The organism is Actinosynnema pretiosum, assembly GCF_002354875.1.
Classification (GTDB): domain Bacteria; phylum Actinomycetota; class Actinomycetes; order Mycobacteriales; family Pseudonocardiaceae; genus Actinosynnema; species Actinosynnema auranticum.
On sequence record NZ_CP023445.1, the window covers coordinates 3,353,024 to 3,367,892 of the forward strand.

Genomic DNA, 14,869 nt, shown 5'->3' on the forward strand with positions numbered 1-14,869 from the left:
TGTGGTCGGCGAGGCGGGGGTTCGTGCGTCGCGTGTGGTTGTGACCGGCTGGTCGACCCGGTGCGCATCACGTGCGGTTGTGACCAGCCGGCCAGCCGGCTGTGGAGTGAGTGCGACTGGGGTTGCCCGCACCGGTGGGTTCGGCTCCGGTTCGGGTGTGGTGGGGCGGCGCAAGGGCAATTCGCCCATCGTGGTGGGCGCGGGGCGTTACCGCGCATTTCGTAAGTCAGTCGCTTGACTCAAACGGAGAGCTGTGGCTATCTGGAGTCATCCCCGACGACACCGCGCTGGAGGACCCCATGCCCCCGAGCGACCACCACGAGAGCGACCCCGGCGGTGAGCCGCCCCGCACCCTGCCCTCTGCAACCACGCCTCCTGCAACCACGCCTCCTGCGGCTACGCCTTCCACGACTACGCCGATCCGCACTCCTCCGGTCGGGAACACGCAGTGCTGCGCCGCTCGCGCCCGCACCTCGGCCGCGTCGTTCGGCACCATGCCGTTCGACGCCGCGACCGCCCCGCGCGCAGCCGCGTCGACCCACCTCGTCCCACCCGGCTCGCGGCGGCGCGTCCGGCGGAAAACCGGGGAGCGCCCGTGACCCCCTCCCGCCAGCACGACGGTCCCGCGCGCAAGGGCGACCGGGCCGCCGAGACGCGCGAGGTGATACTGGCCGCCGCCGAGCGGCTGTTCGCCGAGCGCGGCGTGAGCGCAGTGTCCAACCGGCAGGTCGGCGAGGCCGCCGGGCAGGGCAACAACTTCGCCGTCGGCTACCACTTCGGCAGCCGGGTCGAGCTGGTCCGCGAGATCGTGCGCCGCCACGCCGAACCGGTCGAGCGGGCCCGCGCCGCGATGCTCGCCGCCGCCGGGGACAGCCTGGACGTGCGGCACTGGGTGGACTGCCTGATCCGCCCGTACACCGAGCACCTCGAAGCGCTGGGCAGCCCGAGCTGGTACGCCCGGTTCAGCGCCCAGGTGCTCACCGACCCGGTCCTGCGCCAGGCCGTGGTCGACGACGCGCTCAGCGGCGGGACGGTGCGCCAGGTCGTCGAGGGCCTGAACCGCTGCCTGCCCGCGCTACCGCTGCCCGTGCACCTGGAGCGCGGCGGCATGGCCCGCACCCTGCTGTCCCACACCTGCGCCGAGCGCGAGGCCGCGCTGGCGCGGGGCGAGCCGACCACCAGGACCAGCTGGGACGCCACCGCGACCGGGCTGGTCGACGCGATCGTCGGCCTGTGGCTCGCGCCGGTCACCCCGACCGGCCCGCGCCACGACCGCCAACCCTCCCCCGATTGGAGTGCCCGATGAAGATCACCGTCGACGAAGGCAAGTGCTGCGGCGCGGGTTCCTGCGTGCTGGCCGCGCCGGAGGTGTTCGACCAGCGCGACGAGGACGGCGTGGTGGTGCTGCTGGACCCGGAGCCCGGCGCCGAGCTGCACCAGGCCGTCCACGAGGCCGCGAGCGTCTGCCCGGCCGCCGCCATCGCGCTGGCGGAGGCGCAGTGAGCCTCACCGGGAACGCGGGGACGACCGGCGCGCCGGAACCGAGCGGGGGCCCGGCCGGGGAGGGCGCGGGCCACCCCGGCCACGTGCTGGTCGTCGGAGCCGCCGCCGCAGGCCTGTCCACGGCGGAAGCGCTGCGCCGCAAGGGCTTCACCGGCCGCCTCACCCTGCTCGGGGCCGAGGAGCACCCGCCCTACGACCGGCCACCGCTGTCCAAGCAGGTGCTCGCGGGCGCGTGGGAGCCCGAGCGGTCGCGCCTGCGCACCGCCGAGGTGCTCGCCGCCCTGAACGCCGAGTTCCACCTCGGCGACCCGGCCGTCGCGCTCGACGTCGCCACCCGCACCGTCCGCACCGCCTCGGGGGCCGAGCACACCGCCGACGCCGTCGTCGTCGCGACGGGCGTGCGACCGCGTGTCCTGCCTGGGCAGGACGGTCTGGCCGGGGTGCACGTGCTGCGCACCCTGGAGGACTCGCTCGCGCTGCGGGCCGACCTGCTGCCCGGCCGCCGCGTCGTCGTGGTCGGCGACGGGGTACTCGGCGCGGAGGCCGCCGCCACCGCGCGCGGGCTCGGCCTGGACGTCGTCCTCGCCGGACCTCAGGACGCCCCGCTCGCCGCCCAGCTCGGACCGCTCGTGTCCGGGCTGCTCCGCGAGCTGCACGCCGAGCGCGGCGTGCGGCTGCGCCTGGGCTCCGCCGTCCTCGGGCTGGAGTCCGAGGACGGTCGGGTCACCGGCGTGCGGCTCGACGGCGGCGAGGTGCTGCCCGCCGACGTGGTCGTGGTCGCGCTCGGGGCCGTGCCCTGCACCGAGTGGCTGGAGGGCAGCGGTCTCGCGCTCGACAACGGCGTTGTGTGCGACGCGCGCTGCCGGGCCGCCGACGGCATCTACGCGGTCGGCGACGTGGCCCGCTGGCAGCACCCCGGACTCGGTCGCCTGGTGCGGCTGGAGAACCGCACCAACGCCACCGAGCAGGCCTCCGCCGTCGCCGACAACCTCCTCGGCGACCCGGTCGAGTACGCGCCCGTGCCGTACTTCTGGACCGACCAGTTCGACGCGAAGATCCACGTGCACGGCGTGCTGCCCGTCGACGCCGAGGTGACCGTCGAGGACGGCGACCCCGCCGCGCGCCGGTTCACCGCCGTCTACCGCAGCGGCGGACTGGTGACCGGCGTCATCGGCTGGAACATGCCCAAGCAGGCCAGGCAGACCCGCCAGCGGCTGCTCACGCCGGAGGGGCTCGCGGCTGCGCGGGTGCCCGCCGTCGCGCCCGCCGGACCGACCCTGCCCGTCGCGCAGACCCCGCCCGCTCTCGCGCAGGGCGCAGCGGCGGGAGCAGTGGCTCCCGCGTTGACGACCGCGCTGACCACGGTAGCGCCCACCCCCGACAGAACCGCCCCGAGCGCCGACCTCCGCACCACCCCGGAAGGACGAGCATGACCAGCACGCAGGTCCCCGCAGAGGCCGCCGAGCTCCCGGACTACCCGATGCCCCGCTCCGAGGGCTGCCCGTTCGACCCGCCGCGCGAGCTGAACGAGCTGCGGGAGCAGGCCGCCATCACCCGCGTGCGGCTGTGGGACGGCAGCACGCCGTGGCTGGTCACCCGGCACGCCGAGCAGCGCGCCGTGCTGTCCGACCCCAGGGTCAGCGCCGACATGACCCACGAGCGCTACCCGCGCCAGGCCCCCGGCCGCGCCGGTTCGCTCAGCTTCATCGGCATGGACGACCCCGAGCACGCCCGCCAGCGCCGCATGGTCGGCTCGGCGTTCACCATCAAGAACGTCGCCGCCATGCGCCCCATGGTGCAGCGCGTCGTGGACGACGCCGTCGCCCAGCTCCTCGCGGGACCCAAGCCGGTCGACCTGGTGGAGGCGTTCGCGCTCCCGGTCCCGTCGCTGGTGATCTGCGAGCTGCTCGACGTCCCCTACAGCGACCACGACTTCTTCCAGGACAACAGCAAGCGCATCATCAACCGCAACTCCACGCCCGAGCAGCGCGCCGAGGCCTCCGGCGCGCTCGCCCAGTACCTCGGCGGCCTGGTCGCCGCCAAGCTCGACAACCCCGGCGACGACCTGGTGTCCCGGCTCGCGGGCAAGGTCAAGGCCGGCGAGCTGAGCACGGAGCAGGCCACCTCCATGGCCGTGCTGCTGCTGATCGCCGGGCACGAGACCACCGCGAACATGATCGCCCTCAGCACGTTGCTCCTGCTGCGCCACCCCGACCAGTTCGCGCTGCTGCGCGACTCCGACGACCCGGCGCTCGCCGCGTCCGCCGTGGAGGAGCTGCTGCGCTACCTCAACATCACCCACGGCGGGCGGCGCAGGTTCGCCACCGAGGACATGGAGGTGGCGGGCTGCCCGGTCAAGGCCGGTGAGGGGCTCGTGCTGCCCACCGACATCGCCAACCGCGACCCCAGGGCGTTCGACGACCCCGACCGGCTCGACATCACCCGGTCCGCGCGGCACCACCTGGCGTTCGGGTTCGGCGTGCACCAGTGCCTCGGCCAGCCGCTCGCCCGGCTGGAGCTGGAGGTCGTGTACCGGACGCTGTACCGGCAGGTGCCCGAGCTGCGCCTGGCCACCGACTTCGAGTCGGTGCCGTTCAAGCACGACGGGTTCGTGTACGGGGTGTACGAGCTGCCGGTGACCTGGTAGCCGACCGCCCCGCCGCGCTCCCCGGCGCGGCGGGGCCCACTCCCGGACCACCGCCTCCACCCGCCGCCACCCAGCGACCGACCGGAGAGACCGTGGCCGACCAGCTCCGCTACCCGTTCACCGCTCCCGACGCGCTCGACCCGCCCGCCGAGTGGGCCGAGCTGCGCGCCGACCGCCCCGCCGCCCCCGTCACCCTGCCCAGCGGCGACACCGCCACCCTGGTCACCAGCTACGCCGACGTCCGCACCGTCCTGGCCGACCCGCGCTTCAGCCGCGTCGGAGCCACCGGCGAGGGCGCGCGGGTGGGCGAGCAGGAGTCCGGCGGGGTGTTCAGCAGCGACATGTCCACCGTCCTGCCGCAGAGCGGCGAGGGCCACCCGCGCTGGCGGCGGCTGCTGAACCGCTGGTTCACCGCCAAGCGCATGGCCGCGCTGCGCCCCGGCATCGACGCCATGGCGGACCAGCTGCTCGACGAGCTCGTGGAGCGCGGCGCGCCCGGCGACCTCAAGGCCGGGTTCGCGTTCCCCCTGCCGGTCCGGGTGATCTGCGCCATGCTCGGCGTCCCCGACTCGGACCGGGACCGGTTCGCGCACTGGTCGGACACCCTGCTCAGCATGACCCGCCACACCCAGGCCGAGATCGCCTCGGCGCAGGCGGAGTTCGCCGACTACATGGCGTTCCACGTCGCCGCGCAGCGGGCCGACCCCGGCGACGACCTCATCGGCGAGCTGATCACGGCCACCGCCGCCGAGGGGCGGCCCATGTCGGACGCCCAGCTCGCGGCCACCGCGCAGGGCCTGCTGGTCGCCGGGCACGAGACCACCGCGAACATGATCGCCAAGATGGTCGCGATGCTGCTCGCCGACCGGGGGGAGTGGGAGCGCCTGGTCGCCGAGCCCGCGCTGGTGCGGTCCGCCGTGGAGGAGGCGCTGCGGCTGGACCCGAACCCCGGTTTCGGCATGGTGCGCTACCTCGACGCTGAGCTGGCCGTGGCCGGGACCGTGCTGCCCGCGGGCACGACGGTGGTGTGCAGCATGGCCTCGGCGAACCGCGACGACGAGGCGTTCGAGCGCGCCGGGGAGATGGACCTGGGCCGAACCCCCAACCCGCACCTGTCCTTCGGCGCCGGGGCGCACTCCTGCCTCGGGCAGGCGCTCGCCCGCACCGAGCTGCAGGCCGCGCTGACCGCGCTGCTGCGCCGTCTGCCAGGTCTGCGGCTGGCCGTTCCGGTGAGCGGGCTGCGCCGGGTGGAGGGCCTGCTCGTCGGAGGTCTGCGGGAGCTGCCCGTGGCGTGGTGAGTAGGGTCTCGCCATGCGCGTGCTCTTCGCCGCCCTGGCGTCTCCCGGTCACACCTTCCCGATGATCCCCCTGGCCGTCGCAACCCGAGAGGCCGGTCACGAAGTCCACTTCGCGGCGGGGGAGGGCGTGCACGCGGCGCTGGCGGCGCAGGACCTGCGACCGTTCCGGCCCGCCGACGCCTTCTACGAGCTGTACCCGGAGGACCTGGAACCGGAGCTCGCCCGCCTGGAGCCCGACCTGGTCGTGCACGGCTGGGGGGTGCCCGGCGCGGCGGTCGCCGCCGAGCGCGCGGGCATCCCCGCGCTGTGGCACGGGTTCGGCCGCATGTTCGACGAGGGCATCGGGTTCGACCGGCCGTTCGGCACCGGGAGGCCGCACCTGGACGTCTGCCCGCCGTCCTTGCAGGACAAGGAGTTCATGGCGAGCGAACGGCGCGTGGAACTGCGCCCGGTGGCGCTGCCGGAACCGGGCGCGGTTCCCGAGCGGGACGCGTCGAAGCCGCTGGTGTACCTCACCCTCGGCACCGCGTTCGCCACCGCCGGCCTGCTCAGCACCGCCGTGCGGGCGCTCGCCGGGGTGGGCGCGCAGGTCGTGGTGTCGACCGGGCGGGTGCACCCGCAGGAGCTCGGCCCGCTGCCCGAGGGCGTCACGGCGCACGAGTGGGTGTCCCAGGGCGCGCTGCTGCCGCACGCCTCGGTCGTCGTGCACCACGGGGGCAGCGGCACCACGCTGGCCTCGCTGGCCACGGGTGTGCCGCAGCTGTTCCTGCCGCAGGGGGCGGACCAGTTCAGCAACGCCGACGCGGTCAGCGCCGCGGGCGCGGGCGTGGCGCTGCGCGGCGAGCAGGTGACGGCCGAGGCGATCACCGCGAGCGTGCGCAAGCTGCTGTCGCCCAAGGACGGGGCCGGACACCGGGAAGCCGCGCGGGCGATCGCCGAGGAGATCGCGGGGATGCCCGCGCCGAGTGAGGTCGCGCGACAGCTGCCGGAGCTGGCCGCGAGCTGACCTCCGGTCGCCTTCGAGCCTACCGGCGCCGACCTCGGGAGTCCCGCACCGCCGGTGGTGCTCGTGAAGTTCGCCCCATCGGGGAAGGTGCGGGTTCGCCCCACCGGCACGGCGAACCCGCACACTGTGATCAGGCCCGTTTTGCGGTGCGGTGGTGCGGTCGTCAGGTCCGGTCCGGTGGTGCGGCCGGTGTGGCGTGGTGCTGTGGTGCGACGTGGTGTGGTTGTGCGGGCGGTCTTACGGTTGCCCTTGGTCCCGGCTCTGGCCCCATGAGGGCCCGTGAGGTCTGTCGAGGCTGATCGGCGCTTGGGGTTCTCGGGGTGCTTCGGGAGCCCGTGGTGCGCGGTTGTGGCGCGCTGACTGTGAAGCGCCAGTGACCGGGTGTGATCGTGAAGTGGCGATTTACCCCTTTTGTGCGCCTCTTGGTGGTTGTGCTGGAAAACTGATGGGCATGAGCACGCCGCCACCGGGCCGGGCACCCCGGCACCCGCACCACCAGTCGCAGGTCACGCCTGCTTCGCCACCCGTCGCGGTGGGGTCGCGGTGCGGCTCGCGAGGGTTCGGTGGGCGCTGGGGTGATCACGGCGTGCTACCGGTCGCCCGGCGCGTTCGGCGGCGGCCAGCCGCCGGACGGGTCATCGGCCCGTCCGCCGTCGCGGTCGTGGGCTGAGGCGGCCGTGACCGCTCACCACCCACCCCTGGGCGGGCAGTCCCGGTCCGGCGGGGAGGATCTTCCGAGCTCACGCGCGGGGGACGGTTCCGCCCTGGTCGACGTGCCCGTCGCGAAGCGGGTCGGGTTGCTGCGCAAGCACCTCGTCGCGCTCGCGGTGTCGACCGCGGTGCTGGCCACCGTGCTGTTCGGGCTGCCGCTGGCGCTCGGCGTCGCCCAGTACAACCTGGACAACGAGCGCGCCGAGCTGGAGCGTGCCGCGTCGCGGGTCGCGCTGTCGCTCGCCGACGACCCGGACCGCCTCGTGCCGCCCGTCGGCTCGGGCAGCGATCCCGCCGCGACCATCGGCGTCTACTCCGCGCAGGGGTGGTTGCTGTCCGGTGAGGGACCGGCCGAGGACGCGCTCGCCCGGCGGGCCGCCGAGTCCGCGCACGTCGCCGACTCCGACGGCATGGTGGTGGCCGTGCCCGTCACCGACGAGGGCGAGGTCACGGCCGTGGTGCGCGCCGCCGCGCCACCCGGTGAGGTGATCGGCCGGACCATGGTCGTCTGGGCCGGTATGCTGGTCAGCGGTGCCTTCGCGATCGCGCTGACGTGGCTCGTCGCCAAGCGGATGGCGGCCAGGCTCGCCCGGCCGCTGGAAGAGCTGTCGGTGCTGGCGCACGACCTCGGTGACGGTGATTTCACCATCCGCCCCGCTCGCAGCAGCGTCGCGGAGATCGACCAGGTCGCCACCGCGCTGGAGTCCACGGCCCGCAGGCTCGGCGAGATCCTGCGCCGGGAGCGGTCGTTCACCTCACGGGCCTCGCACCAGCTGCGCACGCCCGTCGCCGGGCTGCGCCTGCACCTGGAGTCCGCGCTCGACGCCCCGGAAGCCGACCTGCGGCCCGCGCTCCGCACCGGCGTGGAGGCGGCGGACCGGTTGGAGCGGACCATCGACGACCTGCTCGCCCTGACGCGTGCCACGCCCGCCCGGTCGAGGCTGGACCCCGAGGCGCTGCTGACCGACCTGCACCGGACGTGGCGGGACCAGTTCGCGCTGCACGGGCGCACGCTCCGGGTGGAGGTGGCCGGGGCGCCGGGGCCGCTCGCTGCAGAGGCCGCGGTGCGGCAGGTGCTGCACGTGCTGCTGGACAACGCCGTGGTGCACGGCCGGGGCGCGGTGGAGGTGACCGCGCGGGACGCGGCCGGGCTGTTCGCGGTGGACGTCGTGGACGAGGGCGAGGTACGCGGCGACGATCCCTTCCAGATCCGCGACGGTGATGGGGATGGGGATGGGGACGAGCGGGGAAGTAGTGGGAGTGGGGGCGAGCGCGGGAGGAGCGCCGATGCGCGCGGCGTCGGCGGGAACGCGGGCGGCGGAGCCCTTGGCGGCGGGAGCACCGGCGGCGGAACCCCTGGCGGCGGGAGCATGGTCGGCGGAACCCCCGGTGGCGGCAGTGCGGGTGGCGGGAGTACGGGCGGCGGAGGCGCGGACAGCGGCGGCGCGGGGAACGGGAGCGCTGACAGCGGAACCTCTCCTAGCGGAGCCTTGGCCAGCGAAAACCTGGGCAGTGGAGCCTTGGGTAAGGGGACTCCTGGTGGCGGGAGTGCAGGCGGTGGGGCCTCGGGCGGTGGCACCCCTGGTAGTGGGAACGCAGTCGGCGGCACCTCGGGCAGCGGTACCTTTGGTGGCGGGAGTGCAGGCAGTGGAGCCTCGGGTAGCGGCATCCTCGGCAGCGGGAGCGCGGGGAGCAGGAGTGCTGGTGGTGGAAGTGCTGGTGGTGGGCACGGCGCGGGGCGCAACGGTACGCGGGTGCACGGCATAGGGCTGCCGCTCGCGCGTGACCTGGCCGAGGCCGAGGGCGGCAGGCTCGTGCTGTCCGATCGCTCCCCAACCAGGTTCACCCTGCTGCTCCCCACCGGTGGCGCCGACCGGCCGGGGGTGTCGGGACCAGCCTGACCGAACGGCTGGATCGGGGGTCACTGGTCGGGGAGGTCGTCCTCGAAGGTCTCGTCCTCCTCGAAGTCGGTGACCGTCGCCGAGATCTCCACGCTGCCCTCGTGCAGCAGGTAGCGGGGGGACCAGAAGGCGATCATCCGGTTGATGCGCGCCGAGTGGTCCACCAGTCGGTTGAACACCGCGCCCAACCTCGGCAGCGTGTCCCTGCCCGGTAGCACGATCGACACCTCCTCGTGCGCTTCGAGGACGTGGGTGTGGACGTCGGCGGGCAGGGCGTCGGGGGTGATCGGGGTGAGCACGGGCAGGGCGACGAACAGGTCGTTCCCGTCCGGGTCCATGGTTTTCGCCTTCTGCTCCTGGGTTTCCAGGGCGTGTTGCTTCCACGGCGGGCCGGAGACCTCGGCGCCTGCTTCCGCCGCGATCTGCCGGAGTCGGTCCACTGCGGTCGAGACTCGTTCCGCGAGCACGTCCTCGTGCCTGCTTCCCGGCACGATCGTCCGGAGTGCGGTGATCTCGGGGACGGAGTGCTCACGCACCTGCGGCCAGTCGGAGACGAACACCTCCGCGTCCCGCAGCGCCTCGTCCTCCAGCTTTCGCTTGCGCAGCAGGGACTCCCGGTGCTCGGTGAGCAGACCGAGCGCGGTGTCGGGGGCGTCCAGGGCCTGGCGGACGTGCCGGACGCTGAGTCCGGCTGCGCGCAGGGTGCTGATCAGCATGGCTTGTTCGACCTGGACGAAGTCGTACGAGCGGTAACCGGTTCGCTCGTCGACGTGGGCCGGGACCAGCAGGCCCCCGGAGTGGTAGAAGCGGAGGGTTTGGGCGGGGAGCGCGCACATCTCGCTGAACTCGCTGATGGAGAGGAACACCATATGGCCAGCATGGGCCTTGAGGTAACTGCAAGGTCAAACACGACCTCTGTGGCGGGGTGGATGACGCCGATCGGCGTGGATGGTTGGCTGTCATGGTGGCTGGTGGCTGGTGGCTGGTGGCTGGTGGCTGGTGGCTGGTGGCTGGTGGCTGGTGGCTGGTGGCTGACTGCCGCTGGCCGGTGGCGGGCTGGTGGCCGGGGCCGCAGCTGGGGCGAGGGCCGGTGGTTGGTGCCGGGCCGTGGTCGGGGCTGGGGCGAGGGCTGCTGGCCGGTTGCTGGCGCCGGTAGCTGGGGCTGCCGGCCAGCGGTTGTGGTTGGTGGCTGCGGGTAGGGACGGGGTGCGCCCGGTGGCTGGTCGTGGGGAGTGAACCAGCCTGTCCGGGCGCACCGGTCTGCGCGCGCCGATCTGTCGGCCTGGGCGCGTTTGGTTCGCTGACAAGGCTCCTTGGAGCAGTGGTCAGTCCCTCGCCCACTCCGGTGCGTTCGCCGCCCCCGCCGCCGCCATGTGCTTCAGGACGCCTTCCGGGCGTGGCGGGAGGAGGCCGCCTCGGGCGTTGATCCTCGGGGTCAGGCGGGCCCACGTCGTGTCCGCCAGGTCGGTCGCGCGGTCGGCTCGGTCGCCGAGGAGCAAACCGGCGCGCTTCACCACCTCGCCTGCCACCAGCACGGTGTCCACGTCGCTCGCCCGCGAGTGCAGCACGACGGTCGCCACCGGGTCGACCACCGGGCGCTGGTGCACGCCGTCCGTCCGCAGCACCAGTACGTCCGCTGCCTTGCCGACCTCCAGCGAACCGGTCACCTCGCCCAACCCCAGCGCCCGCGCGCCACCCAGGGTGGCGTGGTGCAGGACGTCGCGCACCGACGGCGTCGGGGCGCCCAGGCCCGCGCTGCCCTCGGTCTCCAGCACGCGCTGGTGCCGCCGGCCCCTGACCGCCTGCAGGGCCGCGCGCATCCACGCGAACGGGTCCGCCGGGCTGCCCGCCTGGATGTCCGTGCCCAGGCCGGTGGGGATGCCCAGTTGGGCCGCCCTGGTCAGCGCGGGGTAGCCGAGGCCCAGCATCAGCTCGGTCTCCGGCGTGCTGGACACGGCGGCGCCCGCCTCGGCGAGGAGGGCCAGCTCCTCGTCGGTGGCCGCGTTGGCGTGGGCGTGCACCTGGTCCGCCGCCAGCAGGCCGTCGCGGTGCAGCCAGGTGATCTCGGGCGCGCTGAGCTCGCCCCACAGGGAGCGCGAGTGGACCGTCGACGGCAGACCGAGTTCGCGGGCCAAGTGGAACTCGGTGCGGGTCTGGGTCCACGGTACCGAGCCGATGTCGTTCACGGCCAGCCCCAGGCGGACGCGGGTTGTGGCGTGCTGGGAGGTGAACTCGTTCGCGTGAAGGGCGCGCAGGTCCGCCAGCCGCTGCTCGGCGGTGAACGCCTCCGCGCCCGGCGTCGTGGTCAGGCCGTAGCAGAACAGGGCGCGCACGCCCGCCTCCCGCACGGCCCGCAGCCCCTCGCGGGCGTGCTCGGGGGTGTTCACCGCGTGCGCGACGTCCAGGACGGTGGTGATGCCCGCGTCCAGCGCGGCCACGGCGCCCGCGTACGTCCCGGCGTGCACGTCCCGCGCCTCGTGCGCGCCCGCGTGGTGGGCCCTGACGCCCCAGAAGAAGTCCAGCGCGCTCCAGTCCGCCGTCAGGCCGCGCAGCGACGCCTCCCACAGGTGGTGGTGGGTGTCCACGAAACCCGGCAGCACGAACGCGCCCGCGGCGTCGACCCGATCGGCGCCCGGCGCCTCCAGGTCGGGGCCGATCGCGGCGATCAGGCCGTCCCGCACGAGCACGTCGGCCCGCGCGAAGCGCCCGTCGCGGGGGTCGCCGAGCAGGACCGAACCACCCGTGATCAGCAGGTCCGCCAACGGCAGCGGCATGTGCGCCTCCTCGATGTAAAAGCTTTTAACATCAAGTTAGGCGGGTAGGGTCTCGGTCGTCAACCACGGCGGGGAGGGTGCGGTGACCAGGGAGGCCGCTGGCAAGCGCGGGTACCACCACGGCGACCTGCGGCGCGCGGTGATCGACGCGGCGCTCGACCTGGTGTGGGAGCGCGGCGCGCACGGGTTCAGCCTCGCCGAGGCCGCGCGGCGGGCCGGGGTGTCGGTCGCGGCGCCCTACCGGCACTTCGCCGACCGGGAGGCCGTGCTGGCCGCCGCCGCCGCGGAGGGGTTCGACGCGCTCGCCGACGTGCTCCTCGCCGCGCAGGCGAGCGCGGGGGAGGGGCGGCTGGCCGAGGAGTTCGCCGCCGCCTACGTCGCGTTCGCCCTGGAGTCGCCCGCGCGGTTCACCGTCATGTTCGCCGCCCGGCTCGACAAGCCCCGGTACCCGGAGCTCATGGCCGCCGCCGACCGCACCGGACCGCCGCTGCGCGCCGCGGTCGAGCACCTGCCCGACCCGGACGGCGCGGTGGCGCGGGTGTGGGCCATCGCGCACGGCGCGGCGACGCTGGCCGTGGAAGGGCTGCTGACCCGGTACCACGCCACGGGTGAGACGGCGGACTCCGTCGTGCGGTCGGCGGTTCGGGACTGGGAGGCGGGGACGGGCGGTCGGGCCGGGGGGCAGTAGCGCCGGTTCCTGCTGCGGGACGAGGGAAAACCCGCGACCGCCACCGGTGGCGGCGGACGGCGCGACGTGCGCCCGCAGGCGCCGGTCCTCCGCCGCGCCGCCCGCCAGCACCACGACCGCCGCCGACACCTCCGGCGTCGAGTTCAGCAGCGTCTCGATCTCGCCCAGCTCGATCCGGAAACCGCGCAGCTTCACCTGGGTGTCCCGCCTCCCTGGGCACTCCAGCCCGTCCCCGGCCACCCGGCCCAGGTCGCCGCTGCGGTACGCGGGCGCGGTCGGGTCCAGCGGGTCCGGCACGTAGCCCTGTGCGGTGCGCTCGAGCAGGTTCAGGCAACCGGGGCCCACGCAGGCCTCGGAGATCCACAGCTCGCCCACCTCGCCGTCCGGCAGCACCGGCCACGACGCCACGTCCTCGGGCAGCTCGTGCCACGTCGACACGTGCGTCTCCGTGGTGCCCCACTGGTTCACCAGGCGGCAGTCCGGGAGCCGGGTGAACAGCGCCCTGATCCGCTCGCTGATCTGCATCTGCTCCGCCGTGGTCAGCACCCCGCGCAACGGGTGCGCCCGCAGCGAGGCGTCCTCGGGGAACAGCGCCAGCGACTGGAGCACCAAGAAAGGCAGGAACAGCCGGTTGACCCGCTCGCGCTTCACCAGGTCCCACAGCAGTTGCGGGTCGAGCCGCTCGTCCTCGCCGCACCGGCTGGCCCCGATCTGCCAGGCGATCAGGTTCTCCAGGTTGTGGTGCTCGTGCTGCACGCCCTTGGGCAGCCCGGTGGAGCCGGAGGTGCAGACGACGTACGCCAGGTCCATGCCCTGCGCGCCGGTCGGCTCGGCGGCGTCGGCCACGCGGGCGAACATCCCGTCGCCTAGTTCGTCCACAACGGACAGACCGGTGAAGCGGTCGACCGGTTCCCGGTGGCCGATCACCAGGCGCACGCCCGCGTTGTCGCGCATGTGGACCAGCCGGTCCGCCGGGTGCGACACGTCCAGCGGCACCACCACCGCGCCCGCGCGCAGCACCGCCAGGATCGCCACCACCAGGTCGGCGGAGCGCTCCAGGTGCAGGCCGACCCGGCCGCCCGAGCCGCCCAGCCCCACCAGTCGCCCGGCCACCGCCTCGGCCTCGTCCCACAGCTCTCGGCAGGTCAGCACCCGGCCCGCCGCGCGGACGGCCTCGCTGAGCCCGTAGGTCAGGTACAGCTCCAGCCCTGGGGTGGACGTGAGCAGGGCGCGGGTCAGCTCGGGCGGGCAGGTGTCGCCGCCGACGGTCAGCACCCGCAGTTCCGGTGGCGGTCCGGCCCGGTCGAGTTCGCGCACCAGCGAGTGGGTCAGCGAGGAGACCGTGACCCCTTGGCGCGCCACGACTTCCCGGTACTGGGCGGGGGTGAACGGCGGGCCGCGCTGGCCGATCGCCTCGGCGTGGCGGCGGGCGTTGCGCAGCAGGGCGTTCAGGCCGTGCACGCACCCGCTGGCGATGCCGGATGTGCCGGAGGTGGTCACCACGACCTCGCCCGGTGCCAGGTGCGGGTGCGGCGCGTCGGGCAGGCGCACCAGGTCGAGGTCGCTGGCGCGCGAGGCGCGCCCGGCCCCGTAGCGGCGCGGGTCGAGCATCGGCGCGAGCACCACCGGGACGGGGACCAGACCCGCGCTCAGCACGGCGAAGAACGCGGTGAGCATCCGGACGGCGTTGGGCGCGGACTCGGCGCTCGGCGGGGTGATCTCCGCCGGGGCCGGCGCCGAGGTCGCCGGTGCGGCCAACCAGCGGCGGACCACCGTCGCCGCGCCCGTCGACGGCGGTTACCGGATCACCGGCGAGAAGGTGTTCATCGGCAACGGATCGGTCGCCGTGCTGCTCGACGTGTCGGCCACCGTCGTCGCCGCTGGCGGCTCTGAATCGGTGCGGTTGTTCTTCGTGGAGACCGGGAGCCCTGGTTTCGCGGTCGTCGGGCGGCACGAGTTCATGGGGTTCGCGGGTCGACCATCGCCGCGCCGCGGTTCGACGGGGTGTTCGTGCCCGAGGTCAACGTCGTGCCCGAGCTGTCCGACAGGTGGCGGATGCGGCCCTCCTGGGACGTCGCCGGGCCCGGTGAACTGGCTGACCTCGGTGAGCTGGCGCTGTTCGGGCGGCACCTGGTGGTGGCGCCCGCGGCCCTGGCCGTCACCTCCGCCGCGCGGGGGTGGGCTGACGAGTTCGCGGCGCAGGATCGACGGGCGGGTGCTCGGGCAGTGCGAGGAGGTGCGCAGGCTCCGGGCGGAGCTGGAGAGCGAGCGGGAGGCGTGATGTCGGTGGAGGAGCTGGCCTGACTGGTCGCGGGCGTGTGGGCGGAACTGCACGGCGGCG

At 74.3% G+C, this 14,869-nt stretch carries 11 protein-coding genes and 1 pseudogene; 9 read left to right on the plus strand and 3 right to left on the minus strand.

The genetic code is table 11. The features are described from left to right. Nucleotides 1-595: 595 nt before the first annotated feature. The 7 genes from CNX65_RS14590 (at nucleotide 596) to CNX65_RS14620 (ending at nucleotide 9,066) form a co-directional block, all read left to right on the plus strand. Nucleotides 596-1,306 carry a TetR/AcrR family transcriptional regulator gene (locus tag CNX65_RS14590; RefSeq protein ID WP_096493446.1) on the plus strand — a complete coding sequence of 237 codons (711 nt, stop codon included), beginning with the start codon at nucleotides 596-598 and terminating at the stop codon, nucleotides 1,304-1,306. Beyond that, the gene (locus tag CNX65_RS14595) at nucleotides 1,303-1,503 is read left to right on the plus strand and encodes a ferredoxin (RefSeq protein WP_096493448.1); all 201 of its coding nucleotides are present in this window, start codon (nucleotides 1,303-1,305) and stop codon (nucleotides 1,501-1,503) included. Before CNX65_RS14590 ends, CNX65_RS14595 begins: the two co-directional genes overlap by 4 nt. After that, on the plus strand, nucleotides 1,500-2,936 hold the full coding sequence (locus tag CNX65_RS14600; RefSeq protein ID WP_096493450.1) for an NAD(P)/FAD-dependent oxidoreductase: 1,437 nt from the start codon (nucleotides 1,500-1,502) through the stop codon (nucleotides 2,934-2,936). The genes CNX65_RS14595 and CNX65_RS14600 overlap by 4 nt, the downstream gene beginning before the upstream one ends. Then, nucleotides 2,933-4,150 (plus strand): cytochrome P450, encoded by a 1,218-nt coding sequence (locus CNX65_RS14605; RefSeq protein ID WP_096493452.1) that lies wholly within the window; start codon nucleotides 2,933-2,935, stop codon nucleotides 4,148-4,150. Before CNX65_RS14600 ends, CNX65_RS14605 begins: the two co-directional genes overlap by 4 nt. A gap of 92 nt (nucleotides 4,151-4,242) precedes the next feature. Then, nucleotides 4,243-5,448, plus strand: a complete 1,206-nt coding sequence (locus CNX65_RS14610) for a cytochrome P450 (protein WP_096493454.1) — start codon at nucleotides 4,243-4,245, stop codon at nucleotides 5,446-5,448. 13 nt (nucleotides 5,449-5,461) lie between these two features. Then, nucleotides 5,462-6,454 (plus strand): glycosyltransferase, encoded by a 993-nt coding sequence (locus tag CNX65_RS14615; RefSeq protein ID WP_096493456.1) that lies wholly within the window; start codon nucleotides 5,462-5,464, stop codon nucleotides 6,452-6,454. A gap of 773 nt (nucleotides 6,455-7,227) precedes the next feature. After that, nucleotides 7,228-9,066 carry a sensor histidine kinase gene (locus CNX65_RS14620; protein ID WP_157767651.1) on the plus strand — a complete coding sequence of 613 codons (1,839 nt, stop codon included), beginning with the start codon at nucleotides 7,228-7,230 and terminating at the stop codon, nucleotides 9,064-9,066. A 20-nt stretch (nucleotides 9,067-9,086) separates the two neighbouring features. Here the strand turns inward: CNX65_RS14620 and CNX65_RS14625 are convergent, their stop codons facing one another. After that, complete coding sequence (locus CNX65_RS14625; protein WP_096493460.1) at nucleotides 9,087-9,935, minus strand: MerR family transcriptional regulator; 849 nt, start codon at nucleotides 9,933-9,935, stop codon at nucleotides 9,087-9,089. Between the two features lie 456 nt (nucleotides 9,936-10,391). Then, a complete protein-coding gene (locus CNX65_RS14635) occupies nucleotides 10,392-11,840 on the minus strand; it encodes an amidohydrolase family protein (protein WP_096493464.1) in 1,449 nt (482 codons plus the stop codon). A gap of 163 nt (nucleotides 11,841-12,003) precedes the next feature. On the opposite strand from CNX65_RS14635, the gene CNX65_RS38330 reads away from it, so the two are divergent. Further along, nucleotides 12,004-12,528 (plus strand): TetR/AcrR family transcriptional regulator, encoded by a 525-nt coding sequence (locus CNX65_RS38330; protein WP_373565548.1) that lies wholly within the window; start codon nucleotides 12,004-12,006, stop codon nucleotides 12,526-12,528. 723 nt (nucleotides 12,529-13,251) lie between these two features. On the opposite strand, the pseudogene CNX65_RS38335 reads toward CNX65_RS38330, so the two are convergent. After that, nucleotides 13,252-14,205, minus strand: a pseudogene (locus CNX65_RS38335) (AMP-binding protein); the annotation flags it as partial. Here CNX65_RS38335 and CNX65_RS35350 point away from each other — a divergent pair. Further along, nucleotides 14,198-14,809, plus strand: coding sequence for an acyl-CoA dehydrogenase family protein (locus CNX65_RS35350; RefSeq protein ID WP_157767653.1), 612 nt, complete (start codon nucleotides 14,198-14,200; stop codon nucleotides 14,807-14,809). The pseudogene CNX65_RS38335 and the gene CNX65_RS35350 sit on opposite strands and share 8 nt — an antisense overlap. Nucleotides 14,810-14,869: the final 60 nt, after the last annotated feature.

What these genes read in the sequence shown, in the direction of transcription:
- CNX65_RS14595 (WP_096493448.1), top strand. Translation starts at nt 1,303, where the DNA reads ATGAAGATCACCGTCGACGAAGGCAAGTGCTGCGGCGCGGGTTCCTGC.
- CNX65_RS14605 (WP_096493452.1), top strand. Translation starts at nt 2,933, where the DNA reads ATGACCAGCACGCAGGTCCCCGCAGAGGCCGCCGAGCTCCCGGACTAC.
- CNX65_RS14615 (WP_096493456.1), top strand. Translation starts at nt 5,462, where the DNA reads ATGCGCGTGCTCTTCGCCGCCCTGGCGTCTCCCGGTCACACCTTCCCG.
- CNX65_RS14625 (WP_096493460.1), bottom strand. Translation starts at nt 9,935, where the DNA reads ATGGTGTTCCTCTCCATCAGCGAGTTCAGCGAGATGTGCGCGCTCCCC.
- CNX65_RS14635 (WP_096493464.1), bottom strand. Translation starts at nt 11,840, where the DNA reads ATGCCGCTGCCGTTGGCGGACCTGCTGATCACGGGTGGTTCGGTCCTG.